27 protein-coding genes are annotated in these 23,459 nt (G+C 70.1%); 8 read left to right on the forward strand and 19 right to left on the reverse strand.

From position 1 onward, the window contains the following. Window position 1: 1 nt before the first annotated feature. From repSA to ACEZDE_RS07705, 10 genes are all read right to left on the reverse strand, one after another. Window positions 2-1,423 carry a replication initiator protein RepSA gene (gene repSA / locus ACEZDE_RS07660; protein ID WP_380533790.1) on the reverse strand — a complete coding sequence of 474 codons (1,422 nt, stop codon included), beginning with the start codon at window positions 1,421-1,423 and terminating at the stop codon, window positions 2-4. Between the two features lie 75 nt (window positions 1,424-1,498). Continuing rightward, window positions 1,499-1,681, reverse strand: coding sequence for a hypothetical protein (locus tag ACEZDE_RS07665; protein ID WP_380533792.1), 183 nt, complete (start codon window positions 1,679-1,681; stop codon window positions 1,499-1,501). 4 nt (window positions 1,682-1,685) lie between these two features. Beyond that, window positions 1,686-1,880 (reverse strand): hypothetical protein, encoded by a 195-nt coding sequence (locus tag ACEZDE_RS07670; protein WP_380533794.1) that lies wholly within the window; start codon window positions 1,878-1,880, stop codon window positions 1,686-1,688. 88 nt (window positions 1,881-1,968) lie between these two features. Continuing rightward, window positions 1,969-2,328, reverse strand: a complete 360-nt coding sequence (locus tag ACEZDE_RS07675; protein WP_380533795.1) for a hypothetical protein — start codon at window positions 2,326-2,328, stop codon at window positions 1,969-1,971. Between the two features lie 20 nt (window positions 2,329-2,348). After that, window positions 2,349-2,540 carry a hypothetical protein gene (locus tag ACEZDE_RS07680; RefSeq protein ID WP_380533797.1) on the reverse strand — a complete coding sequence of 64 codons (192 nt, stop codon included), beginning with the start codon at window positions 2,538-2,540 and terminating at the stop codon, window positions 2,349-2,351. Window positions 2,541-2,555: 15 nt separating this feature from the next. Beyond that, window positions 2,556-3,239, reverse strand: coding sequence for a DUF2637 domain-containing protein (locus tag ACEZDE_RS07685; protein ID WP_380533799.1), 684 nt, complete (start codon window positions 3,237-3,239; stop codon window positions 2,556-2,558). A 5-nt stretch (window positions 3,240-3,244) separates the two neighbouring features. Continuing rightward, entirely contained in the window at window positions 3,245-3,367 is a 123-nt protein-coding gene (locus ACEZDE_RS07690) for a hypothetical protein (RefSeq protein ID WP_380533801.1), read from the reverse strand. Window positions 3,368-3,649: 282 nt separating this feature from the next. Further along, on the reverse strand, window positions 3,650-3,901 hold the full coding sequence (locus ACEZDE_RS07695) for a hypothetical protein (RefSeq protein ID WP_380533803.1): 252 nt from the start codon (window positions 3,899-3,901) through the stop codon (window positions 3,650-3,652). 93 nt (window positions 3,902-3,994) lie between these two features. Beyond that, on the reverse strand, window positions 3,995-5,383 hold the full coding sequence (locus tag ACEZDE_RS07700; RefSeq protein ID WP_380533805.1) for an FtsK/SpoIIIE domain-containing protein: 1,389 nt from the start codon (window positions 5,381-5,383) through the stop codon (window positions 3,995-3,997). 5 nt (window positions 5,384-5,388) lie between these two features. Continuing rightward, the gene (locus tag ACEZDE_RS07705; RefSeq protein ID WP_380533807.1) at window positions 5,389-5,736 is read right to left on the reverse strand and encodes an SCO3933 family regulatory protein; all 348 of its coding nucleotides are present in this window, start codon (window positions 5,734-5,736) and stop codon (window positions 5,389-5,391) included. A gap of 209 nt (window positions 5,737-5,945) precedes the next feature. Between ACEZDE_RS07705 and ACEZDE_RS07710 the strand changes: the two genes are divergently transcribed. The 3 genes from ACEZDE_RS07710 to ACEZDE_RS07720 all read left to right on the forward strand — a co-directional run bounded on the left by ACEZDE_RS07710 (window position 5,946) and on the right by ACEZDE_RS07720 (window position 8,539). Then, on the forward strand, window positions 5,946-6,314 hold the full coding sequence (locus ACEZDE_RS07710) for a GntR family transcriptional regulator (RefSeq protein ID WP_380533990.1): 369 nt from the start codon (window positions 5,946-5,948) through the stop codon (window positions 6,312-6,314). 245 nt (window positions 6,315-6,559) lie between these two features. Next, the gene (locus ACEZDE_RS07715; protein ID WP_380533809.1) at window positions 6,560-7,765 is read left to right on the forward strand and encodes a helix-turn-helix domain-containing protein; all 1,206 of its coding nucleotides are present in this window, start codon (window positions 6,560-6,562) and stop codon (window positions 7,763-7,765) included. A 567-nt stretch (window positions 7,766-8,332) separates the two neighbouring features. Further along, window positions 8,333-8,539: a hypothetical protein gene (locus tag ACEZDE_RS07720; RefSeq protein ID WP_380533811.1), complete on the forward strand. Its 207-nt coding sequence runs from the start codon at window positions 8,333-8,335 to the stop codon at window positions 8,537-8,539. A gap of 349 nt (window positions 8,540-8,888) precedes the next feature. Here ACEZDE_RS07720 and ACEZDE_RS07725 read toward each other — a convergent pair whose 3' ends face one another. The 3 genes from ACEZDE_RS07725 to ACEZDE_RS07735 all read right to left on the reverse strand — a co-directional run bounded on the left by ACEZDE_RS07725 (window position 8,889) and on the right by ACEZDE_RS07735 (window position 12,179). After that, complete coding sequence (locus ACEZDE_RS07725) at window positions 8,889-9,374, reverse strand: hypothetical protein (protein ID WP_380533812.1); 486 nt, start codon at window positions 9,372-9,374, stop codon at window positions 8,889-8,891. Window positions 9,375-9,458: 84 nt separating this feature from the next. After that, window positions 9,459-11,648 carry a hypothetical protein gene (locus ACEZDE_RS07730; RefSeq protein WP_380533814.1) on the reverse strand — a complete coding sequence of 730 codons (2,190 nt, stop codon included), beginning with the start codon at window positions 11,646-11,648 and terminating at the stop codon, window positions 9,459-9,461. Between the two features lie 33 nt (window positions 11,649-11,681). After that, window positions 11,682-12,179 (reverse strand): RipA family octameric membrane protein, encoded by a 498-nt coding sequence (locus tag ACEZDE_RS07735; protein WP_380533816.1) that lies wholly within the window; start codon window positions 12,177-12,179, stop codon window positions 11,682-11,684. A 220-nt stretch (window positions 12,180-12,399) separates the two neighbouring features. Here ACEZDE_RS07735 and ACEZDE_RS07740 point away from each other — a divergent pair, with 220 nt between their 5' ends. Further along, on the forward strand, window positions 12,400-13,149 hold the full coding sequence (locus tag ACEZDE_RS07740) for a DUF6348 family protein (RefSeq protein WP_380533818.1): 750 nt from the start codon (window positions 12,400-12,402) through the stop codon (window positions 13,147-13,149). A gap of 33 nt (window positions 13,150-13,182) precedes the next feature. Here ACEZDE_RS07740 and ACEZDE_RS07745 read toward each other — a convergent pair whose 3' ends face one another. From ACEZDE_RS07745 to ACEZDE_RS07765, 5 genes are all read right to left on the reverse strand, one after another. Further along, window positions 13,183-13,380 carry a hypothetical protein gene (locus ACEZDE_RS07745; RefSeq protein ID WP_380533820.1) on the reverse strand — a complete coding sequence of 66 codons (198 nt, stop codon included), beginning with the start codon at window positions 13,378-13,380 and terminating at the stop codon, window positions 13,183-13,185. 254 nt (window positions 13,381-13,634) lie between these two features. After that, window positions 13,635-14,792 carry a PP2C family protein-serine/threonine phosphatase gene (locus ACEZDE_RS07750; RefSeq protein ID WP_380533822.1) on the reverse strand — a complete coding sequence of 386 codons (1,158 nt, stop codon included), beginning with the start codon at window positions 14,790-14,792 and terminating at the stop codon, window positions 13,635-13,637. Window positions 14,793-14,989: 197 nt separating this feature from the next. Further along, entirely contained in the window at window positions 14,990-15,802 is an 813-nt protein-coding gene (locus tag ACEZDE_RS07755; RefSeq protein ID WP_380533823.1) for an Fpg/Nei family DNA glycosylase, read from the reverse strand. Between the two features lie 12 nt (window positions 15,803-15,814). Next, on the reverse strand, window positions 15,815-16,300 hold the full coding sequence (locus ACEZDE_RS07760; protein WP_380533825.1) for a ribose-5-phosphate isomerase: 486 nt from the start codon (window positions 16,298-16,300) through the stop codon (window positions 15,815-15,817). 117 nt (window positions 16,301-16,417) lie between these two features. Beyond that, window positions 16,418-17,038 carry a biotin transporter BioY gene (locus ACEZDE_RS07765; protein ID WP_380533827.1) on the reverse strand — a complete coding sequence of 207 codons (621 nt, stop codon included), beginning with the start codon at window positions 17,036-17,038 and terminating at the stop codon, window positions 16,418-16,420. A 274-nt stretch (window positions 17,039-17,312) separates the two neighbouring features. Here ACEZDE_RS07765 and ACEZDE_RS07770 point away from each other — a divergent pair, with 274 nt between their 5' ends. The 3 genes from ACEZDE_RS07770 to ACEZDE_RS07780 all read left to right on the forward strand — a co-directional run bounded on the left by ACEZDE_RS07770 (window position 17,313) and on the right by ACEZDE_RS07780 (window position 19,564). Beyond that, the gene (locus tag ACEZDE_RS07770; RefSeq protein WP_380533829.1) at window positions 17,313-18,434 is read left to right on the forward strand and encodes a helix-turn-helix domain-containing protein; all 1,122 of its coding nucleotides are present in this window, start codon (window positions 17,313-17,315) and stop codon (window positions 18,432-18,434) included. A gap of 91 nt (window positions 18,435-18,525) precedes the next feature. Continuing rightward, complete coding sequence (locus tag ACEZDE_RS07775) at window positions 18,526-18,807, forward strand: hypothetical protein (protein WP_380533831.1); 282 nt, start codon at window positions 18,526-18,528, stop codon at window positions 18,805-18,807. Between the two features lie 550 nt (window positions 18,808-19,357). Next, window positions 19,358-19,564: a DUF397 domain-containing protein gene (locus ACEZDE_RS07780; protein ID WP_380533833.1), complete on the forward strand. Its 207-nt coding sequence runs from the start codon at window positions 19,358-19,360 to the stop codon at window positions 19,562-19,564. Window positions 19,565-19,910: 346 nt separating this feature from the next. Here the strand turns inward: ACEZDE_RS07780 and ACEZDE_RS07785 are convergent, their stop codons facing one another. Next, window positions 19,911-20,546: a DsbA family oxidoreductase gene (locus ACEZDE_RS07785; protein ID WP_380533835.1), complete on the reverse strand. Its 636-nt coding sequence runs from the start codon at window positions 20,544-20,546 to the stop codon at window positions 19,911-19,913. Between the two features lie 191 nt (window positions 20,547-20,737). On the opposite strand from ACEZDE_RS07785, the gene pepN reads away from it, so the two are divergent. Then, window positions 20,738-23,419: an aminopeptidase N gene (gene pepN / locus ACEZDE_RS07790; RefSeq protein WP_380533837.1), complete on the forward strand. Its 2,682-nt coding sequence runs from the start codon at window positions 20,738-20,740 to the stop codon at window positions 23,417-23,419. Window positions 23,420-23,459 lie beyond the last annotated feature (40 nt).

Below are 23,459 nucleotides of genomic sequence, written 5' to 3' on the forward strand. Positions count from 1 at the left end.
TTCACGGGTGTTCCTCCTTGTCTTGGGCGAGGCGTTGTGACTCCTCTCGGGCGGTGGTGCGGTTGTGTTCGAGTTGTTCGGCGATGCCCGCGGCGAGTAGGGATTCGCCGGGGGTCAGGCCGGAGCCGGAGTAGGCCCAGTGCGCGAGGACGAGGGTTTCGGCTTCGGGCAGGTCGTCCAGGCCCGGCAGCCCGTCCGCCAGCAGTCGTTCGCGCAGGTCGGCGCGGGCTTGTTCGGCGCGGAAGTCGGCGCGGACCTGGCGCAGGGCGCCGAGGGTGGTGGAGTAGGAGGGGGACTTGGAGGAGAAGTGGCCGCGGAAGCCGAGCATGTGGGACCAGTGCGCGAGCAGCCGGTGCGGGTACAGGTCGTCCAGGTCCCAGCACGTTTCGATCAGACGTCGGGTGTGCTCGGGCAGGCCGAGGCGGGCCAGGTCGTGCCTCTCGGTGATCCGGCGGTCCACGCTTTCGGTGGCCTCAGCGCTCTTGGTGGCGTACTTGGCCACGTAGGAGGCCACGGCCTGTTCGGTGATCGCGGAGCCGTCTCCGAATGCTTTGATCGGGCGGACGTCCACCTGCGTGCCCCAGCGCAGCACCAGGGCGGGCATGTCGGCTGCCGCTTCCAGGGGGACGAAGGTGCGGCGCGCGGCTGAGCGGATGGCGCGATCGAGCAGGGCGACCGTGGCCCAGGCCGGGGGCGCGGTGGTGGGGCCGTCGGGTCCGTCGATGCGGATCACGGCGTGGAAGTGGACGGCTCCGCGGCGCTGGTACTCGGCCACCTTCCCGAAGGAGACGCGGGCGTGGTCAGCGAACTCCTTGCGCGTCAGGCCCGCGGCTTGGGCCAGGTCGCGGCGCAGGTAGATCGTGAAGCGGCGCCACAGTTCGGGGGCGTGGTTGTTCCACAGCACCGCCCGCGGGTAGTCGTACCGCTCGACGTCCAGCGGGGTGCCGAGCAGCGGGTCTGTCACCTGGTGTTGGTGTCCGCAGCGGCACGGGGCGTGGTCGGGTCGGTTGTGGACCGGCCCGAACGAGGGTGCGGTCAAGGTGGCGAACACGCGGGGGTGGTCGCGGACGGAGACCGGGACGCCTTTGGTGGTGTCGCCGACCAGGCCAGCGCGGATCAGGTGGAAGGTGTCTCCGGCGTAGGTGTGGGCGCAGGAGGGGCAGCGTGAGGCGCGCCGGTTGCCGCAGGCCACGCGGAGGCGGTGGCCGGGTTCGGTGTCGGTGGCGTAGCGGTGCAGGATCTGCCCGGTCGGGGCGTGCAGCAGGGTGCGAAAGCCCTGTAGGTGGACCGGGTTGGCGCACCCGGAGGTGCGGCGGAGCTGGTCCACGAGCTGGGGCAGGTCCCCGCGTGCTGAGAGCCGGGCGAGGTCGAGGGCGGCGGCGTGCTCGCGTTCAGCGGCTGAGGTGAGAGTGGGGGTGGTCATGTGTGGCACCACCCGTTGTCGCATCCGTCGTCGTCTTCGTACAGGGCGAGTTGGACGCAACTGAAGGTGCGTAGCTCAGCCACGGTCGTTCCCCGGCTCCGCGGAGGCAGCAGCATGGGAGTCGATCCAGTCCTCTGCACAGACCTTGTGGACCGGCTTGGCGCGGTCCGAGCGCAGGTTGGTGGGCTTGTCGCAGAGCACGCAGGGGGCCGGGGTGTCGGACCAGTGCTTGGAGTCGCGCCAGTTCAGCAAGGGCATCACGTCACCGGGCCACGAGGACGCGGGCGGGACGGGCCGGGGCGTGGCCGGTGCCGCGGCAGTCGGGGCAGGTGGCCGCGAGGGTGGGCAGGGTGCCGTCCGGGCGGCGGCGGGTGCTGGTGGTGACGGCGACGACGGGGAAGCCGTCGCAGGTCGGGCACAGCCGCATGGTGTGCGCGGGAGGGTTGTTGGCGGGCATGATGGAGACTCCTGTCTCGTCTGTTGGGCGGGCGGGTGCTCGGGACGGCCGGTGTCCTTGGCCGGTAGTCGGCCGTCCCGAGGTAGAGCTAGAAGCGGCGCGAACGCCCTTGCTGTGGACCGGAGTTGAGCAGGCTCCGCAGGGTGGCGATCACGACGGCGATGGCCAGGGCGCTGGCGGCGAAGGCGACGAGCAGGCCGACCAGGACCACCCCGACCACGACCACCGACCCGACCGCACCGATGCCCGCGGCGACGTAGGGGGCGATCGAGGGGCGCGGCGCCGGGGCGGGGGCGTAGGACGCCGGAGCCGCGGCCGGGCCGTGGTGCTGGCACCCGCAACCCTGAGCCAGCACCGGGGCCGGGAGGTACACGGCCGGGGGGTGGGTCAGGGGGGTGGTCTGGTGGACCTCGGTGGGGTTGGGGGCGTAGGTGGGTCGCAGGAACATGGCGGTGGTGTCCTTTCGGGTCAGTGGTGGTTGTTGACGATTCGGACGCCGGTGCGGGTGCCGGAGTCGATGGCGGGGGCCATGAAGGTGTGGGCGAGGTAGAACCCGAACAGGAGCAGGGCGATCACGGCCCAGGGCTTGGGCCGGAAGAACTTGACGATCAGCCAGGCGGCGATGCCCAGGACCACGACCAGGGGCAGAGTCACGTTCACAGCGGGGTCTCCTTCTCAGAGCTGTGCGGCTATGGCCGCGGCGAGGGGTTCGGGCACACCGAGCAGCGCGCGCAGGGCGCCGGGGTCCGGGGCGGATCCGGTGCGGGCGGTGTGGGCTGCGGCGAGGGTGCGGGCGTGGGCCAGCAGCGCGGCCGGGACCTCCATCACCGCGGCGACCGGGGCCGGTGCCGGGGGTAGGGCCGGGGCGGGGTCCGGTTCGACCAGCGCCGGGGCCGCGGGCGCCGCGGGCGCGGGTGCGACTGGTTCGAGGTAGACCGACTCCGCAGGCTCCCCGGTCGTGTTGTCCTGCGCGGCGGGTCCCGGGGTGGGAGTGTGGGCGAGGAGGGTGCCGCCGAGGAAGGCGGCGGCGGGCCAGCCGGCGACCAGGATCCGCAGCCAGGTCGGAACCTGTCCGAGGTCGAGGAGTCCGGCGGTGGCGACGTTGGCGCCCAGTGAGGCGAACAGGGCCGTGGTGAACCAGATCCAGGCCAGGCGGACCGCGGTCCCAGCCGCGCGGCCCTGCCGTAGGCGGCGCCAGGCGGCGACGAGCAGCAGGTCCACGGAGACGGGGTAGGCCCAGGCTTTCCAGCCGGTCTGTCCGGCGGCGTCTGCGATGTCGTGCAGGTGGGCGAAGGACAGGGCGGCGGCGATCACGGCCTGCACGAGCACCGGGTCCACGCGGGCGAGTAAGCGGCGCATGACGCTCACTCATCCCAGTCCGCGTCCGGGTCCGTGTCCGGGTTGGTGCTGTACCAGGGGCAGTCGCGTTCGTCGTGGTCGAGACCGGTCTCCTGGCCGTTCTCGTCACCGCAGTGTTCACAGAACATGGGTACTTCCTTCTTCCTTCAGGAGTTGGGGCCGGTACCGGGCGGGGCGAGGTGATGCCTGCCGCCCGCTACCGGCGGTTCGGGTGGATCAAGCGGGCTCGGTGCGGGGGCTTCGCCGCTGCCCCAGCAGGCCAGACAGGCCCCTCGCTGGGCACCGACGTGACGCCGACGACGACCCACCCGGACCGGCAACTCGACCACACCGGTTCCTTCGCAGGGCTCACAGGCCACGGGAGCTGGCGGGGTCGGGGCGGGGCGCTTGCGCGTGGTTGCCATCGCCGCTCACCGGTCCTTGACGAGGCTGACCGTGCGGGCGGCAGCCCACTTCTCGGTGAGCGCGAGCATCTGCGCGGCGGCGTTGGCGAACTGGCGGGCGATCTCGACCTGTTCGCGGGCCGGGGCGTCGGGAGCGGTGTGGAGGGTCAGGCCGCCGGTGGTGCTGTGCACGGCCAGGATCGGTGTGCGCGTGGTGCCGTAGTCGTGGCAGGTGATCCAGGCGTCGGACTCCAGGGTGACGCCGATGCTCATGGACACGGCTTTCTCCTGTCGGGTCGGTTGCGGGCATGGCCCGGGTAGGGACGTGGCGCGAGGAGGCCGCGCCGACCAGGAAGAACAGGGGATGAGGTACTACGCGGGAGCCGGGTCGGTGACGTAGACCGGGGCATCCTCGGGAGCCGCCGGGCGCACCGCGGGGACAGGGCGGAAGGCGTCCAGCGCAGGCAGGTCCGGGACCAGGTGAGCCGTTGCTGCGCAGACTGCGGCGGTGTCCGAGAGCTTGCGGTACGGGGTGCGGATCCGCTGCCAGGCCCCAGAGGTATCGCCGACGATGGCCATCCCGGGCAGGTCCGGGGCGATCCGGGTGGCGGCGAAAACACCCTGCTCGGACACGTCCCCCAGGCCCATCTTGGCGCTTTCGACGTCGTTGACCCGGTGCACGACCCGGTTGGTGAGCTGGGAGCGCAGCAGCGTCGCGCCCTTGCCCAGCTCGGAGCCGAACCTTTGGCCCATGACCTCCAGGTACATGCCCGCGGCGCGGGCCATCTGCGCGAACCGGATCAACAGGGTGATCGTCTCCGCGCACCGGGCCTTCTCCGCCGCGGTCGAGGCCAGGAACAGTTCCGCGACCTCATCGATCACCAGCACCAGCGGCACCGGGCGAATCTTCTCCGGCAGCCCCCAGATGTCCACCGTGATGTCCGAACCGGGCACGCGGCCGGGTATCCCAAGGTAGGAGCGGATCAGGTCGAACCGCTCGGTCATCACCTCGTTCACCAGGACCCGCAGCAGGTCCAGGGCAGAATCCGGATCCACTGCCAGGCCCGACAGGCGCGGCCCCATCGGCGCGTGTTCGACACCCTGTTTGCAGTCGATCCCCACCAGGGCGACGTCTTGGGTGGCCAGGCCGTGGAACAGGTTGCGGGCGTACATCGACTTGCCCGACTGGTTCGCCCCCAGCGTCAGACCGTGCGGCGCGGCCCGGTAGTCACGCACCACCACCCGGCCATCGGCACCCAGCGCCACCGGGACCCGCATCACACCGGCTGACTTCGAGGTCGCCCGGGAGGGAAGCACCACCCGGCGCAGCACGTCGAAGCCGGTGATCCGCAGCTCGATGATCCCGGGGCGCACCTCGGACACGTGCACCGCGTGCACCTGCCAGGCATGCCGCAACCCCTCGGCAGCGTTCGCCATGTCCTCCGTGGCCAGGCCGCGCGGCAGACGCAGCCGAAGCCGCAGACCCATGGTCGAAGCCGACACGCCGCGCAGCGTCGGAGGCATGGGCTTGATCGTTCCCGGACCCTGCCGGGCGGCGAACACCTTCCACATCGGAGGTTCGGCCGACAGCCCGCACGCCTCCATCGTCTCCGCCCAGTCGTGCCGGATCCGAGCCACCGTCAGCGGAAGACCGACCGTGGACCAGTACAGCCGCGGGTGCCGCTCACGGGCGTACACAGCGCCCCCACCGACCGCGGCTAACGGGGTGGCCGTCTCCAGTAGGGCCAAGATCTGGTTCACGACGATCAGCCCTTCGCCGCAACGGGAGCCAGCGAGGTGACCGCCAGGGCGCGGAACGAAATCCCGTGCCGCTTCTGCCCGTTGAAGTCGTTCTCCCAGTCCCGAGCCCGCAGCCCGGTCACCGCCACCGGCATCCCGACACCCAGGTTCGCCGGGACCCCGGACTCCGGGACGTTCACCGTCAGCAGGTCGGCCGTGCCGTCGTCGGCAATCGTCAGCCCGACCGTCATCATCTTGCCCTTGGTCTCCCGGTCGATCGCGATCTCACCGGTCTCCCGGTTCACGACCTTGTACGACGGCGGAACCGCCACGAACGCCACGGCGGTAGAGAGGTCAATCTTGAAGGAAGGCATCTGCCCACTCCTTGAGTCGAGGACCGGAACGCATGTGCGTTGGTGGCGCTGTTCCTCAGGTCGGCGGGTTTCCGCCGCCAATATCAGCCTAGCTTTACTGGCTGACCTAGATCTAGGTTACCTAGGTTGATGCACCTTGGCAAGGCTTCGACTTGATCTGACTAATGACCTGCGTCAACTAGTGCAGCTAGTCTGAGTCGGTGGAGCCGATGCAGAGTGAATCCCAGCCGCCGTACGTCGTCATCGCCGGAGACCTTCGGCGAAAGATCTTGGACGGCACGTTCGGCCCTGGGGAGCGTCTGGCCACGGCCAAGGTCTTCGCGAAGGAGTACGGCGCGGCGATCATGACCGTCCAGAACGCCATCCGCCTGCTCCGGGAAGAAGGGTTGGTCATTACCCAGCAAGGCCGAGGGATCTTCGTTAGCGCGAACCCGGGTGAGTCCGCCGACCAGCGGCCATCGGCCGAGTTCGCAGCCGTCATGTCGAGCCTTGACAAGGTGATTGCCGAGCTGGGGCGACTCGACGGCCGCGTTCGAGAGCTTGAGCAGACTGTGGATGCGCTGCAATCCGGCGACTGAGAGTGGCTGTGCGATCGGCCAACTCCCGCAGCCCGACAGCCACGGCATCCAGGCGAGCGGTCATGATCGTAAGTTCCCTGTCCGTTGATGTCATCGCCACTTCCCCCACATATGTTCGACTGCTTACATGATGTGACGACAAGTCAGCGTGCACACTGGGACTGCTGTCTCCTAGGCAGTGCGGCGACGAGTAGGCGACAGGGGGCGCACCGCGGATGAGCACTCCAGCAGGAACGATCGGTCCTATGAGGACGACATTCAGCAGTCTGCTGCAGGAGTTGCGAACGAGCCGACGTCAGTCGCTGGCCGATCTCGCCGGAACGATCCACTTCAGCCGGGGCTACATCGGCAACGTGGAACATGGGACGAAGTTTCCCACTCGACAGTTCGCCGAACTGGCTGACAAAGCTCTCCAGGGGCACGGGGTACTTCTCGGCGCCTGGCGGCTGGCTGAGGAAGAGGAGCGCGAAGCAGAGCGTACTCGCCGCTTGCTCGCAGCGTCCGTAAGGGAGTCCGACGCCCTTGGTCTACTCTGTGCCAGCCAGCCGGACATTGCGGGGGTCAGCGACTCCGTGCGTGCTCTCGCCGTTGCCTACCTTGGCACCCCTCCCGCTCCGATACTTGCGCAGGCCACCCAAGTGCGTTCCGGATTGGTCGATCGAATCAAGAAGGGTGGGGTCCACGCAGGGGACGAGAAGGATCTTTTCCTAGCCGTGGGGCAACTCTCTGGGGTGCTCTCATACGCGGCACTTGACCTTGGCAGTCCGACCGCAGCGCTTGCCCACGCCCGCGCTGCGTGGATGTGTGCCGATCGCGTCGGTGATAATGAACTTCGAGCGTGGACCCGAGGAACACAAAGCTTGATTTCGCGCTTCCAGGGCGACTACGAACGAGCGCTTCAGTTCATCCAGAGCGGCCAGCAGTACGCGACACTCGGAACTTCCGGACCGCGAATTCTCTGCGGACTCGCTCAGTGCATGGCGAACCTAGGCAACTCCAATGAGGCGAACAAGGCACTCAACGCGGCAGAGAGCGCACGGGCGGAGTCGAGGAACACAGATTCCATGCCAGGGCTGTTCGAGTTCTCTCAGGCGAAACAGCACTACTACGCCGGTAGCAGTCTGATTTGGCTTGACGGTCGAGAAGACGCAGAGCGCGCGGAACGAGAAGCCTCGCTGGCAATCGCCATGTGGGAGGGTGAGCCGCCAGAGACACGATCACTCGATGACGAAGCGCTCGCCCATATCTATCTCGGCACGGCACGACTCCAACTCGGTGAACTCGACGGCGGCATGTCGGCAATTCGCCCGATCCTTGATCTCCCAGAGGAGCGCAAAATCTCATGGATCGGCAAACGCCTGGATCGGTTCAGTGACATGCTGACCAATCCGCCGTTCCACGGATCGTCCCTTGCCAGGGATGCCGTCGAAGAGATCAGGGCACTGGCGTGAGCCGCCGGGCCACGCATTGACACGGTGACGACTTTCTCTACTTCATCAAGGCACCCGGCGGTCGCTGACGCTCCGCCGGACGCGCCGCTCGCCCCGCTCGCGCCCGCGCTCCTGTCTTCGCCCCGCGCTGGCGCGGCGTGGCGGCTGCGCGCCCGCAAGAGATAGGCCCGAAGGCATGAAGCGCGAACCCTCACGGCGCCATAGCGGCGATCAGAGGCTACTGAAACCAATGCCTCCGGCGGGGGCGCTCCGACTCCGGGATAGGGCCTTCGAGCGCGTCTACGGGCCATACGTGGCTGAGGTGGGGCTGCCATCCCGCCTGCCGTCGTCCCAGGCAGAGCCGAGCAGCCTTGCCCCCTGGTGTCCAGGTCGTTCGTACAGTGGCGCGCTCCACCTGGACACCAGGGGGCAAGCCCGCTCCACCGAGGTGTGGGACGACGGCAGACGGGATGGCAGCGGGGAGGAGTGTGGTTCCTGCGGAGCTGACGACAAGGATGCGCCGGACCACAAGGAGAGCAACCAGGCCCTAACAGGCGAAAATCACTCAGAAGTGATTTTGTGGATGGCATGGACTTCAAGGAATTCCGGCTCCGCATGGAACGCCAGGAAGGCGCGATGCCTGGCGCTGCCGATGGTATCTGGCACATCACCTCGGCCAATGATTCGGTCACTCTCTGTGGCAAGTCAGCTGACTTTGATGACATCCCGTTCTCGGAGGGCTGGGAGCATCGGGACGACATCTGCAAGCAGTGCTCGCAGAGCTTCCGTGAGTAAAGGCGTGCCCGTTGCGTGCCCGGCTGGGGAGGAATCAGCGGGGCATCAGGGGGAACGCCAGTACGATCAGCGCTGCGCCGCAGGTCAGCGGTTCGCCAGGTCAGCCGGGGTCCGGGCTAGGACTCTTCCAAACTGACTACGCGGGTTCGATTCCCGTCGCCCGCTCCGTTGGGCACGTGCGAGTGAGAGCCGGTTTCCGCAATACGCGGACACCGGCTCTCACTGTTTCGGACCACCGTTCACGCGACTATCTGCGACAGCGGGTTCCGAGCGGCCTGCCTGGTCTCCAGTCAGGCCTGCCACGTTGAGCCGCACATCCGAAGGTCTCCGACGGTCGCCAGGGGGCGGGTCAGGACCGGGATGTGCCCTCCGGCCAGATGCGGAAGACCCGGACGCCTGCTGCTGTGGCGCGTTGGACCATGTCTCCGGTGCCGCCGCCCCCTGTCGGTGGTTGGCCGTCCCACACGGCTACCAGGCCGTCGGCACGGTCGAGGAGGAGTTGGTTCGCCGCCTCGTAGGCCCTTCGGCCCGCCTTCTCGAACGGGAGGGTGATGACCTTGGCAGCCTCGGTGCTCAGCCTGTCGAAGAGTGCGGCGTGATCCGGACCGACCACGTTGCGGCGGTAGTCCTCCGACGGCACGACGACCACGAGGTCACCGCCGGCCGCCAGGAGTTCCTCAGCGAAGAGGCTGTCCGACCCAACAGCGATGCACGAGTACCCGGTGAGCGGTCCGGCCGCGAGCCGCTCGGTCAGGAGGCTGCGCAGGGCCGCACGGACCAGCGAGACAGAGTCACTGGTCAGATCCATGTGTCCGGTCACGGCCAAGGTGGTCACAGCTACTCCTCCCGGACGACGAGCAGGCGGCGTGCGATCAGCAAGCGGACAGCAAGCAGGCTCCGATCGTATCGCGGGCCCTGGTCAGAAACCGTTCCACTGGCGGGGCAGCGCTTCCAACCCGGAGATGACGGGGGCGAACTGGCGTCTGACCATGCGCCAGAGATTCCAGGGGGTGCGCACCTGGGCCGTGGGATCGAAGCGGATGAACCTCGCCCGGCCCTCCTCGTCGAAGACCACGATCCCCTTGAGCGGGAAGTCCCAGTCCGCGGGCGCGGCGCCGAGGTACCGCATGATCTTCCGCTGCTTCCGGCGCGGTCGGAACAGCGGTGGGAAGTCCGGGAGTTCGGGAAGCGGAGGCCATGCGTCCCGCCCGTGTGCCGGGTCCCCCGGCCCAGGGGAGCTTCGCTCGTCGTAGGTGGTGCGCACCGCTTCGCGGAATGCGTCGTACATCTCCGGACCGCAGTAGACCAGCAGGACCAGTCGTCGCAAATCCAGTACCCGCACCGCCTCGGTGAATTCCCACAGTGTTCCGGGACCGGTTCCGGCGGCGAGCGCGACGACGTGGGCGTTGCGGATCAGTCCGCTCACGGGGCCCTGCCAGTCGTCGAGCGGAAGGTAGCCGCGCATGGCGCCGGGGAGGGGAAGGGACTCCTCCGGTTCGCCGATGGCGATGACCCGGCCGATGCCCCCGAAGCGGCGCACCAGGAGTTCCTCCTGGGTCAGCCCCGACAGGAAGAAGGCGAGCTGGCCTGAATGTCCACCCGAGAACTGTGTCGGCAGGGCCGACATTTCCCGGTCGTGGGAGAACGGGCGCAGATAGAGGACGTAGCGCGAGAACACCAGCTTCGTGAGGGAGCCGATCACCTTGACCGTGTGCTGGCGCCCGCGTGCGACCATGATCCGGCCGCGCGCCCACATCCGCAGGCCGAGGTAGAAGACCGGGATCCCGGCCGCCCTGACCAGCCAGGGCGATAAGCCGCCGGAGCCGCTGACTTCGTTCCCGAGCGAGTCTCTGAACACTGCCAGGCCGGCCATTCCCAGGCAGGTACCGGCAATCCGGAGCACCCATCCGATTCCGATCAGCCGGTACCCCGTCACCCGTCGCTGGTCATTGTGCGGGGGCGCCGTGTCCGTGGGCCGTTCCCGGTCCTGCTCGCGGCGCCGCTTGGGCGGCGGGTTCCGCGGCGGGAAGGGCAGGAGCGGGAAGGGGGCTGGGCCGACCGCGGCGCCCGCCGCCACCGCGGTGAGCGGGATCTGCAGGCCCTCTCTCCGGATGCAGCGGTCCAGGTAGAGCAGTCCCGTGGTGAGCGGCTTCAGGGGGGCCCTGGTGATCGCGGCGGCGATGGCGGCGAGGACGACGATGGCGGCCGGGAGCACGAGGGCGGCGAGCTCCAGGTGCAGCGGTCGGCCGGGCTGCGTCCGGTCGAGGAGTCCCGAGGGGACGAACGGCGAGGCCACGGTTCCGCCCAAGGTGTTGACCACCTGGGTCGCCGTGCTGCCGACCACGGTGGGGATGAGCATGATGCCGAAGGTGCGCCACCAGGCACCGCGGCTCAGCTGCCAGGAGCGGTGGATCGCGGCGGAAGGCCGCAGGCCCTCCAGTACCGCGGCGGGTCCGGCGAGGTAGAGCCGGCCTGTCACGTACGCCGTGCCGACCAGGCCGGGAACGAGCAGCAGCAGGCCGAACGCTGCGGCGACAACGCTGTGCAGGGCGATACCGAGGGCGATGCCTGGCAGGAGGGAGACGAGCAGGACAGCGGAGCCGGCCAGCGTGCTCAGCGCCTGGGTGGCGAGCGTGCGCCGCAGGTGGGGGCGGGCCTCTGCCCAGGCCTGACGGGCCCGCAGCGGCTGCGTACCCAGGACCGCGTGGTGGCCGAGGACCGTGAGGCTGACGGTCGTGGCCACCGCGTAGGCGAAGGCGGCACAGACCACCGAGGGCACCACGACGACGGCGGCAGCAGCGGACACCTCGACCAGGCGGCCCGTGGTCTCCCAGTGGCCGCGCAGGTGCAGGGAGGCGATCAGTCGCCAAGCGGCGTAGGCGCAGCCGCTGACCACGGCGGTGCAGCCGAGCGCGACGGTGAGCAGCGGGAGGTACAGCGGCAGGCAGTAGCGCCGGAAGGTGGTGAAGACTCCGCGGACCATGTCGTTGACGTCGAGCGGACCCAGCGGCACGGCGCCGGGCTGGGGCACGAACGTCCAGCCGGGGAACGCCGGCGCCGCCACGGGAAGGCCGTCGGGCCAGGCCGCTCCACTACCGCCGGTGGTCATCGTTCCCGTCCTTTCGACAGTTGACGGGCGGCCTCAGAGCACGGCGGCGAAGAAGCCCACCAGGTAGGCCGCGGCGAAGATCGCCGGAATGCTCTGCTCCACGTAGGTCAGCGGCAGGTAGCGCCGCCAGACGGTCCCGGCTCTCAGGGCGTCCCATTCGCCCGTGAACGCGCGCGCCGGGAGTCTGAGCTCCAGCGCGTTGATCACGGTGTACTTGGCCCCGTTCAGCTGGCGGTAGGAGCGCATCATCACCAGCCAGGCCAGGCACTGCGTCAGCAGGATCACCAGAGCGGCGAGGAGCGGCCCGACCGACCCGTGGCGCCAGGCCGCCCCGGACGTCGCGGCGAGGGCCGTGACCACCGCGCTGTTGAAGGTGAGGAAGAAGGTGTTGGTGAGGTTGCGCCGGGCGCTGACCCGGTCAGCCATCTCGACGCACAGCTTGTACTGCTCCAGGACCGCCTTCTCGTACCCGCCCGTCGCCGTGCCCCCGCTCGACGGACCGACGGCGCTGTTCCACAGACTGTCACCCATACCGGCCATCCGCCCATGGTGGCGTACCGCCGCTGCGGACGGATCAATTCCGTCGGCTACGTGCGTTCGAATTTCCGCGGGGGCCGCCGCGGCTCCGCCGGGTGGCGGTTCCGGTGCGGGAATCGTGGTGGAGTTGTGGTCGAACGCCGGTACGCTCCGGGGGTGGTGAAGCGTTCACCGCGACTGCACATTTGGAGACGCCTTGCGCGGGCCGCAGCGGATGAAGGTCATACAGCGCAGCGTGGTGCGGGAGATGGCGTGCCTGGGGCTGGAGTTCCGGGTCGAGGGCAGCGTCGTCCGGGGGCCGGGGACGACCGCGGTGGCGGTGCGGGAGCACGGCGGGCACGGCGGGGGGCATGTCGACCTGGGCTACGCGCTGCGGCTGGGCGAGGGCGACGGCCCGGTCGTCTGGGACTGCAGCGTGGGCCTCGGCCGGACCGAGGAGGAGCAGCTGCAGAACGCGGTGCGGATGTGGCGGACCACCACCGCGTCCGCCGTGGTGGAGCTACTGGAGGGCCGCGGCCTGCACGGGGACCACTTCGCGCCGGGCACGGCCGGCGGTGTCGCGGGCTGGCACGCGGTGCAGGGCCCGGCGTGCGTCTTCGGCTTCCGCAGCGGGCCGTTGGGCGACTGGGTGGCCGAGCACCAGCTGCTCCCCGCGGTCGCGGACGCGGTGCTGCCGTTCCTCACCGACCCGGCCGTGAACGGGGTGAAGTTCTTCTTCGGCGGCCGGGAGGGCGACGAGGTCGCCGAGGTGCGGGTGAACGGCGAACCGGTCGCCGCCGCGTCGGCGGCGCTGCGCGCACTGCCGTGGCCGAGGGGTGAACGGCTGGCCTGGGTACGCTGCTTCGTTCTGCTGGCCGCGGATCCCGAGCGGTTGGCGGGGATCGAGCGGGCCGGGGAGCCCCGGCCGGATCGGCGGGGTGCACCGGGGACGGCTCTGCTGCGGCGCTGGCTGCAGCAGAGGTGACGATGCGTCAGCTGTGGCGGGCTGTGGCCGCTGTTACTTCGTCAACGTGTTGATGGTACTGGCGATCTGGTTGAGGAACTCCTGGATCGGCCCGGCCGCCGAGGTCTTCTCAAGGAAGAACCCGAAAAGCGCGGCGAGCAGCGCGTAACTGAGCTTGACGCTCTTGTTCCTGATGAAGACGATCAGGAGGATGCCGAGCAGCACCACGGCGGAGAATGAGAAGGTCGTCACTCTGTTCCACTTCCTCGTTCAAGACGTGCTCGGGGCCCGGGCCACCCGGCAGGCCGGTCCGCCGCGCCGATCTCGGCACTGCCCCCCTCCCTCCCCACGCCCGACCAACAGTGTCTCCGGAGCGAACGGCTCCGTAAAGCACTTCAGGGACAAAGGTCACCCGGTGATCCCTATCCGGCCGATATTGGCCGAACAGTGTCCGGAGATCTTGTGACTGATGGTACAGGTGAGCTGAACTGCGCACGTTGGTGCGGTTATTCACGCCAGATCAGCAGCAGGGCCCGGTCGTCGTTGAGGTCCTTCGCCACGGTCTCGATGAGCCGCCAGGCGGTCCCGGCGAAGGCGGATCCGATCAGCCGGTCGGCCTCCCCCATGAGCCGGTCCATGCCCTCGGAGAGGTCGCGTCCCGGCGCCTCGACCATCCCGTCCGTGCACAGCATCAGGACGTCGCCGCGGGCCAGCCGGCCGCGCAGGCCGGTGAACTTGGCACCGTCGACGATGCCCAGCAGCGGCCCCTCGGCCTCCTTGGTCTCCCAGTTGCCCTGGCCCATGCAGCGCTGCATGCCGGGCAGGTGCCCGGCCGAGAGCAGTTCGTACTCGCCGGTGTCCAGGTCCAGCACCAGGTGGACCGCGCTGGCGAAGCCCTCCTCCCATTCCTGCCGCAGCAGATAGCCGTTGGCGGCGGGCAGGAAGTCGTGCGGGGGCAGTGAGCCGAGCAGGCCGCCGAACGCCCCGGACAGCAGCAGCGCCCGCGAGCCCGCGTCCATGCCCTTGCCGGAGACGTCGGCGAGGACCGCCTCCAGCACCCGCTTGCCGTCGCCGGTACGGGCGGCGACCAGGAAGTCGCCGGAGAAGGACTGCCCGCCGGCCGGGCGCAGCGCCATCTCGGCGTGCCAGCCGGACGGCAGCGGCGGGATCTGCGACTGCACCTTGAGCCGCTCGCGCAGGTCGAACAGCATGGTGCCGCCGCCGCGCCAGGGCACGCCGACCCGGCTGCGCAGCTGGGCCACCAGCAGTCCCGCGGCGCCGACCGCGCCCACCACCAGGACGCTGCCGGGCGTCACCCGTCCCGGGCCCAGGTGGTACGGGCCGAGCAGCGCGGACTCGACGCCCAGCGCGGACGCCGAGGCGGCGTAGAGCAGCACCAGGCTGCTGGGGCGCAGCAGCAGCGCCCCGGCCAGGACCGGCAGCACCAGCGCGGTGGGCGGGCACCAGACCGCGTTGACCAGGGTGACCACGGTGATCAGCGGGACCAGGGCGAACAGTCCGGCGAAGGCGAACCAGTCGGAGGCGTCGCCGCGGAAGTAGTCGACGGCGGAACGGCGCAGTCGTCGGCGGGCCCGGAAGAGCGCTCTCCGCCCCCGTGCCGTGAATGTCTCCCGAGGGGATCCCCCGGGTGCGCCGACTGCCATGCCCGCTGACCCTACCGAGCGGACCGGGCGCGCGTCGATGGTTGCCGGAGGATCGGGTACCGGATCGTCGATCGGATCCGTCGTCCGGTCGGTGATGTGATCGGTGACGCGGTCGACGGTCGGACGGGGTGTCGGGTCGGTGAACGGACGGGGCGTCGGATCGGACGCGGGGCCTGACACCGGATCAGATCCCGGGCCTAGCGGGGCGGCTGGCAGCGGGCGCACCAGAACAGGTTGCGGCCGCCGTGCGTCTCGGCGCTGACCGGATGTCCGCAGACCAGGCACGGCAGTTGGGCCCGGCGGTAGACGTAGACCTCGCCGCCGTGCGCGTCGTCGCGGGCGGGTCGGCCCATCGCCTCCGGCATGTGCTCGGGGCGGACGGTGTCGATCCAGCCGTCGCGGACGCCGGTGGCCATCAGCGCGACCAGGTCGGCCCACAGCGCGTCCCACTCGGCCCGGCTAAGGCCGCGGCCGGGCAGGTGCGGGTCCAGGCCCTGCCGGAACAGCACCTCGGCGCGGTAGATGTTGCCGACCCCGGAGAGCACCTTCTGGTCCATCAGCAGCGCGGCGACGGTGGTGCCGCTGCGGCTGATCCGCTCCCAGGCGGCGTCGCCGGTGTCGCCGGGGCGGAGCGGATCGGGACCGAGCCGGCGCTGCACCGCGCGCTTGGCGGCGTCGTTGAGCAGCTCGCAGGTGGTGGGGCCGCGCAGGTCGGCGTAGTGGTCGTCGTTGGCGAGCCGCAGCCGCAGCTGGCCGACCGGGGCGGGCGCGGGCCCCTCGCCGAAGCGGACCTTCCCGTACAGGCCGAGGTGGACGTGGATCCACCCGGCCTCGCCGAAGCCCAGGAAGAGGTGCTTGCCGTGCGCCTCGGCCGCGGTCAGCGGACGGCGGTCGAGCCGCAGCGCACCGGCCGCGAACGGCCCCTGCGGGCTGGAGACGTGCACGGACTCGCCGCCGAACGCGGACAGGTAGGCGGCGGCGAGTCGGTGCAGGGTGTGGCCTTCGGGCATGGTCGGCGGGGTCTAGCCCTGCGGGTGGTGCGCCGGGACCGGAGGCAGCTCGCCAGTGGTCTCGTACTCGCTGATCATGTCGATCCGGCGGATGTGCCGGGGGTCCTCGGAGAACGGGGTGCCCACGAAGACCTCGACGAACTTGGCCGCCTCGTCCAGGGTGTGCATCCGGGCGCCGATGCTGATCACATTGGCGTTGTTGTGCTCCCGGCCCAGTTCGGCGGTCTCGGTGCTCCAGGCCAGCGCCGCGCGGACGCCCTTGACCTTGTTCGCGGCGATGGCCTCGCCGTTCCCGGAGCCGCCGATGACGATGCCCAGGGCGTCCGGGTCGGCGGCGGTGCGCTCGGCGGCGCGGAGGATGAACGGGGGGTAGTCGTCGACCGCGTCGTAGATGTGCGGGCCGCAGTCGACCGGCTCATGCCCGGCGCTGGTCAGCCACTGGACGAGGTGCTGCTTGAGTTCGTATCCGGCATGGTCGGATCCCAGGTACACGCGCATGCCGCCAGTGTGTCACGAGGCGGCGGCGGGGCGCCGCCCAGGCCTTGCGGGCGGGGCGGGGGCGGGGCGGCAGGGCGGGGACGGCTCAGGGGCGGCTGCCGACGCAGGGGCCGCGGGTCAGGCGCGGCGGCCGGCCAGCTTCCAGGCGGCGGGGAGCAGTCCCATCGCGAGGACGATCTTGAGCCCGTCGCCCAGCAGGTAGGGGTACAGCCCGAGCGAGGCCGCCTTGGCCAGGCCGGTGTGCAGCGAGACGGCGAGGTACGGCACGCCGACGGCGTAGATGGCGAGGTTGCCGAGCACCATCGCGGCGGCGGTGCGCAGCGGACTGCGGTCGGCCCCGCGCCGGGCCAGCTCGCCGACCAGGGCCCCGGCCAGGACGAAGCCGATGACGTAGCCGAGGGTCGCACCGGTGCCGGAGCTGCCGGCCGCGAACCAGAGCAGCCCGGCCAGACCGGCCAGCAGGTAGAGGGCCAGCGAGGCGACCCCGCGCCGGGTGCCGAGGGCGGTGCCGACCAGCAGCGCGGCCAGGGTCTGCCCGGTCACCGGAACGGGTGACCCGGGGACGTGCACGGCCAGCTGTGCGGCTACGCCGGTGAAGCCGGCCCCGCCGACGACCAGGGCCACGTCCCGGACCCGGCCACGGGCCCGGGTGGACGCGGGCAGCAGGTCGGCCAGGACGGCGCCGGGGACGGTCCCGGGGATTCCGGGGCGGGCGACAGCGGCGGTGGCGAGGGTCATCAGGATCTCCGCGGGTTCGAACGGGGCGAGGGTGGGGCGGGGCGAGGGTGGGTGGTGCGGGTGACGGGGCTGGTACGCCCGGTGGGATGTGAACGACTGTGAACCTATCGGCTGCGGCCCCGGCCGCGCGTTGGGCGATCCCCACAAAACCGCAGGTCAGTGTGTTGGACATGGCAGCGACCCGGTACCTGTGTGGATACGGGGCCGCGCTGCGGGGTGGCTACGCGAAGCTGGAGCCCGCCCCAGCGGGGGGCGGAGTCGTACGCTGAATGCCGTGTGCAATGAGCTAGGGCAGTCAATCGCCCGCCTGCGCAAGGCGCTTGGGTGGTCCCAGGGCAAGCTGGCAGCGCGTCTGTGCGAGGTGTCCGGTCGCACGACCATGACCCGCGAGGAAGTCAGCCGGTGGGAGACCGGGAAGCGCAAGCCGGGAGCGTTCTGGCTCCGTCATCTGGCCACTGCCTTGCAGGTACCCATGGACGACCTGGAGCCTGACGACGTGCATAGAAGATCATTTCTGACGAACGTTGCCGCGACGGCGATAGCTCCCGTGGTGGCCTCCGATCTACTGCGGCACGGCTTCTCAGCCGCTCTCCGCACCAGCCCGACCGTGGACGACTGGCAAGAGCGGCTGGTGACCTACGGGCAGGACTACATGTCCACCGGAGCCGAGGAGATCCAGAAACGGCTGGCCGCTGATCTGGTCGTCCTGCAGCAGCAGTTGGAGAGGCCGGGCATGTGGGACGTGGCCTCACGACTGGCCACGCTGTACGCCAAGACGTTCCCGGGGTCGGATGGAGCCAAGGCAGCCAACTGGTACTACACAGCTGCCGAGACTGCCGACCGGTCCGAAAACACGTCGGCGCGGGTCTGGGTGCGTGGCCGTGCTGCCATCGCCCTGGGCTACGAGGGTGCCTCGCTGTCCACGGCAGACCAACTGGCCGACCAGGCACTGGCGTTGTCCTCAAAACCCTCTCTGGGACGCCTGAACGCCCTCATGGGCAAGGCGCACACTGCCGCCATCCGAGGGGACCGCCGTGGAGCGCTCACCCTGCTGGCCGAGGGCTGGCGGACTTTTGAGCAGGTGGCTTCCCCGGACGCCGAGGCATCCGACTACGCCGTTCCGGAATGGCGCATGAACGTCTTTGCCTCCCTGCTCCTGGCCAGGCTCGGCGACGAGAAGGGGGCCGTTCAGGCACAGGACACTGCCCGTCGGCTGCTGCCCCCGACGCTGCCCAGGTTCGCCACGCACCTTGAGATGCACCGTGGGCTGATGCTGGCCCGTGCTGGCGACCAGTCGGGCGGAGTGGCCTACGCCCGGACCGCGCTCAACGCCCTGCCGCCCGAGAAGCACTCCCTGACGCTCCGCCTGCTCATGGCGGAGATCGAAGCAGCGTAGCCAACTGGCCACTATGGGTGGCCACTCCGCACAACGTCCTTCCGCGCCATTCTCGCCGTAGAGACATCGGCGGAGAGCAGAGGGACATGCCATGGACGAGCGCGCAGAGTGTCTGAGGTTGGCTGAGCAGGAGCAGGCTGATCGCGGAGCACAAGCGGCGTCCTTGGCGCTGATCGACGTCCTGAGCGATCTCGGGATAGAGATCACCTCGGTACGGACGACCGGAAGCGATGACGGGGTGCGCCTCGGAACCGTGGCCACATCCCATGTCTGGACGCTCTGCGAGATCTTGAGCGGAGAGGTGTCCCGCCGCGCTGCCGCTGCCTCGCTGCGCGCTGCCCTGTCAGAAGTCGGGGCGAGGTGTGAGCAGTGACCCGGAGGACGAGGCAGCCGGTCTGCCAGGAGTGCCAGCGGCTGGCCGAGCAGGGCCAAGCAGCGGTCCTCACCGGGGACCACTCCCGTGCCGCCGATGTCCGCGTGATGCAGGCCAGACACCTTGCTGCGGCCCATGGCAGTGCCGCCCCCGCACCTGCTTCCGAAGCCTCCCGGAGGTCTCAGTGATCACCTTCCGCGTGTACCTCAAGAACGCCGAGACCGGAGAGGAGCGGGAGCTGAAAGTGGAGCAGTACGAGCCGAGCAGCGCGAACGTCTACCACGTGCCTGGCTCCCTGGCTCTGCCGCCGTGCTCCTGCCCTCGGTGCCGACCTGCCGCCGCTCCTGCCGAGCTGAGGGCCGGATGAAAGCCGATCTCCCGCTCTGGCAGCGAGCGGAGCGGCTGCGAATAGCGTTCGACGCCTCCCGAGCCCACCGCCTGGCCCTGGCTGAGCGCCGAGCCCACATGCACCCGTCCCTCACGGGGCGGGCCTTACAGCCCCCGGCCATGTCCGTGGCCGGGGTAGGACCGAGCAGGGAGATTCGCCAGCATGGAGAGTCCTGAGTTCGTGTTCGTCGGCGCGGCAGCGTGCCGTGACCAGAAGGTTGGGAACTGCCCGGAGGTGGCGACCAACGTCCCCGGCATCGTCGCGTTCCGGGACAGCGAGCGGCCGGATACCGTCGTCACCATGAGCCCGGAGTCGTGGGCGGTCCACGTGGCCGCTGCAAAGGCCGGGGAGTACGACCACACGGCCTGAGGGAGTGATCCGGTGGAATCCTGCCCACTGTGCGGTACGGACAGCCCAGAGGACCCAGAGAACCGATTGCCCTGGTGCCCCAAGTGCGGGACGTACTTCCGGGTGACTCCACCGGATCATCCGCCGCCCAGGACGTTCCAAGGCAGCTTGACCCGTGCTCCCTGGCTCAGGGAGCGCCACTGATCGGCCCCGGCCTTCCGCTCCCCCGTGCGGTTGGTCGGGGCTTCATTCATTCGGCCTACGAGTGAGCCCCGGCCAGAGGTGACGGCCGGGGCTCTTGCCTACTCAGTGTGACGAAATCCTGGGTTCTTCCTGGTCAGCGAGACGCGACGTAGGATGAACTCGTTCACTCAAAGCTAGGCCCGGCCTGACGCGTCCGCTTGATCTCGTAGAAGCCGGGGGTGGAGGCGACCAGCAGGGTGCCGTCCCAGAGGCGGGCGGCGGCCTCGCCGCGGGGGGTCGGGGTGACCACCGGGCCGAAGAAGGCGACCTGCTCGCCGGTCGCTCCCGGCACCGCGATCACCGGGGTGCCGACGTCCTCGCCGACCAGGCTGATGCCCTCCTTGTGGGAGGCCTTCAGCGCCTCGTCGAAGTCGGTGGAGTCGGCGGCGTCGGCCAGCTCGACCGGCAGCCCGGCGTCGGCCAGCGCGGCCTCGATGGTCTCCCGGGTGCGCGGCTCGGCGTTGTTGTGGAAGCGGGTGCCGAGCGCGGTGTAGAGCGCGCCGAGGACCTCGTCCCCGTGCGCCTGCGCGGCGGCGATGCAGACCCGGACCGGGGCCCAGGCCTCCTTGAGGAACTCGCGGTACTGCTCGGGGATGTCCTTGTCGGCGTTCAGCACGGCCAGGCTCATCACATGCCACTTCACCCGCACCGGGCGCTGCTGCTCGACCTCCAGCATCCAGCGCGAGGTCATCCAGGCCCAGGGGCAGAGCGGGTCGAACCAGAAGTCGGCGGTCACGGGGGTGGCGGAAGGTGCGGACATGAGTCCTCCGGGGCGAGGGACGTACGGTCTCCCGGGCGAACACGGCACCGCCTCCGGGCATTCCCGCCAGGGCGGATCCGTCCACCGTGGCGGCGGCCCGTGATAGAGATGCGGGTAACGACGACTCGAACGACGGCCGGTCCCTCACCCGGCCGCGCCGAGCCGCAGTGCACCAGGTAGGGAGAACCGCAGTGCCCGGGACCAATCTCACCCGCGACGAAGCCCGCGAACGGGCCCGCATCCTCAGCGTGGACGGCTACGAGGTCCACCTCGACCTGCGCTCGGCCGTGCAATCGGTGCGCGAGGGGGAGGGGGCCGGCCGGTTCCACTCCCGGACGGTGCTGCGGTTCCGCTGCTCGGAGCCGGGCGCGGACAGCTTCGCCGACCTGCTCGCCCCCGAGGTCCGCAGCGTGGTGCTGAACGGGCGGGCACTGGACCCGGCCGAGGTGTTCGACGGCTCGCGGATCGCCCTGCCCGGCCTGGCCGCGGACAACGAGCTGGTGGTCGAGGCCGACTGCGCGTACAGCCGCACGGGTGAGGGCATGCACCGGTTCACCGACCCGGTGGACAAGGAGACGTACCTCTACACCCAGTACGAACCGGCCGACGCCCGCCGGGTGTTCACCACCTTCGAGCAGCCCGACCTGAAGGCCGCCTACACCTTCTCGGTGACCGCGCCCGAGCACTGGCAGGTGTTCTCCAACTCCGCTGCCGGCGGCGACCCCGAGCCGGTGCAGGACGGCCTGACCTGGAACTTCACCCCGACCCCGCGGATCTCCAGCTACATCACCGCGGTGGTGGCCGGGCCGTACCACGTCGCCAGGGACCACCACACCCAGGAGCTGGCGGACGGGCGGCGGCTGGAGATCCCGCTGAGCGCGCTCTGCCGGGCCTCGCTGGCGCAGCACTTCGACTCGGACGAGATCTTCGCCGTCACCAAGCAGGGCCTGGACTTCTTCCACCGGGAGTTCGACTACCCGTACCCGTTCGGCAAGTACGACCAGGCCTTCGTCCCCGAGTACAACCTCGGCGCGATGGAGAACCCGGGCCTGGTGACCTTCCGCGAGGAGTACGTGTTCCGCTCCAAGGTGACCGAGGCCGCCTACGAGGCCCGGGCCAACGTCATCCTGCACGAGATGGCGCACATGTGGTTCGGCGACCTGGTCACCATGCAGTGGTGGGACGACCTCTGGCTGAAGGAGTCCTTCGCCGACTTCATGGGTGCGTTCGCGCAGGTGGAGGCAACCAAGTACGGCGCCGGGTGGATCACCTTCGCCAACCGCAGGAAGGCCTGGGCGTACCGGCAGGACCAGATGCCGACCACCCACCCGGTCACGGCCGACATCCGCGACCTGGAGGACGCCAAGCTCAACTTCGACGGCATCACCTACGCCAAGGGCGCGTCGGTGCTGAAGCAGCTGGTGGCGTACGTGGGGCGGGACGCCTTCTTCGAGGGCGCGCGGCGCTACTTCAAGCGCCATGCGTTCGGCAACACCACGCTGGCCGACCTGCTCGCGGTGCTCGCCGAGACCTCGGGGCGCGGCGCCGAGGCGATGGCGGAGTGGTCCCGCGCCTGGCTGGAGACCGCCGGGGTGAACGCGCTGACCCCGCAGGTGGTCACCGACGCGGCCGGAGTGATCACCTCGTTCGCGGTGCTGCAGGACGCCGTCGAGGCCTTCCCGACGCTGCGCCCGCACCGGATCGCGGTCGGCCTGTACGGGCGGGACGCGGACGGCGCGCTGGTGCGCACCCACCGGGTCGAGATCGACGTCGCCGGGGCCAGGACCGAGGTGCCGGAGCTGGTCGGGCTTGAGCGGCCTGCGCTGGTGCTGGTCAACGACGACGACCTGACGTACTGCAAGATCCGGTTCGACGAGGCGTCACTGGAGACCCTGCGGGAGGGGCTCGGCGACATCGCCGACCCTTCCCCAACCTCCGGCCGGGGAGGCTCCATCGCCCGAGCGCTGTGCTGGTCCGCGCTGTGGAACCTGACCAGGGACGGGCTGATGCCGGCCCGCGACTACCTGGACATCGTGCTGCGGTTCGCCGGGCGGGAGAGCGACATCGGCGTGCTGCAGTCGCTGCATCTGCAGGCGAAGTCGGCGCTGGATGTGTATGTGGCTGATGGTGGCGTCGGTGTTGGTGGCGTTGCTGGTGGGGTTGGTGCGGCTGGCGGCGGGGTGCGGGCGGAGTGGGCCGGGCTGCTCGCTGAGGGTGCGCTGCGCGAGCTGCGGGCGACGGAGCCGGGCGGCGACCACCAGTTGGCCTGGGCCCGATTCCTGGCCCAGACGGCGACGTCGCCGACCGAACTGCAGCTGGTGCACGGCCTGTTGGCCGGGACGGCGCGGATCGACGGCCTGGACGTCGACCAGGAGCTGCGCTGGACGCTGCTGCACACGCTGGTCGCGGCGGGCGAGGCCGGAGAGGAGGAACTGGCGGCCGAGCTGCTGCGGGACGACACCGCGAGCGGTCGGCGGCTGCGGAGCGCGTGCCTGGCGGCACGGCCCACGGCAGAGGCCAAGGCGAAGGTGTGGCGTCTGGTGGTGGACTCGGACGAGCTGCCGAACGCGCTGGTCGAGGCGCAGATCAGCGGGTTCCAGTCGGCCGGACGGCGGGATCTGCTCACGCCGTACACGGAGCCGTACTTCGACGTGCTGGAGAAGGTCTGGGGCGAGCGCTCGATCGAGATCGCGATGCGGATCGTCAGCGGGCTGTTCCCGAAGCTGGTGACCACGCCGGAGACGCTGGCGCGGACCGACCTCTGGCTGACCGAGCACGAGACGGCGGCACCGGCCTTGCGGCGACTGGTACTTGAGGCCAGGGACGACCTGGCGAGGGCGCTGCGGGCGCAGGAGTGCGACGCACGGCGGTAGGCGCGGTGGGCGCGGTGGGCGCGTGTAGCTGGGTGGCGCG

The sequence above is a fragment of the Streptacidiphilus cavernicola genome, from assembly GCF_042510955.1.
Lineage (GTDB): Bacteria > Actinomycetota > Actinomycetes > Streptomycetales > Streptomycetaceae > Streptacidiphilus > Streptacidiphilus cavernicola.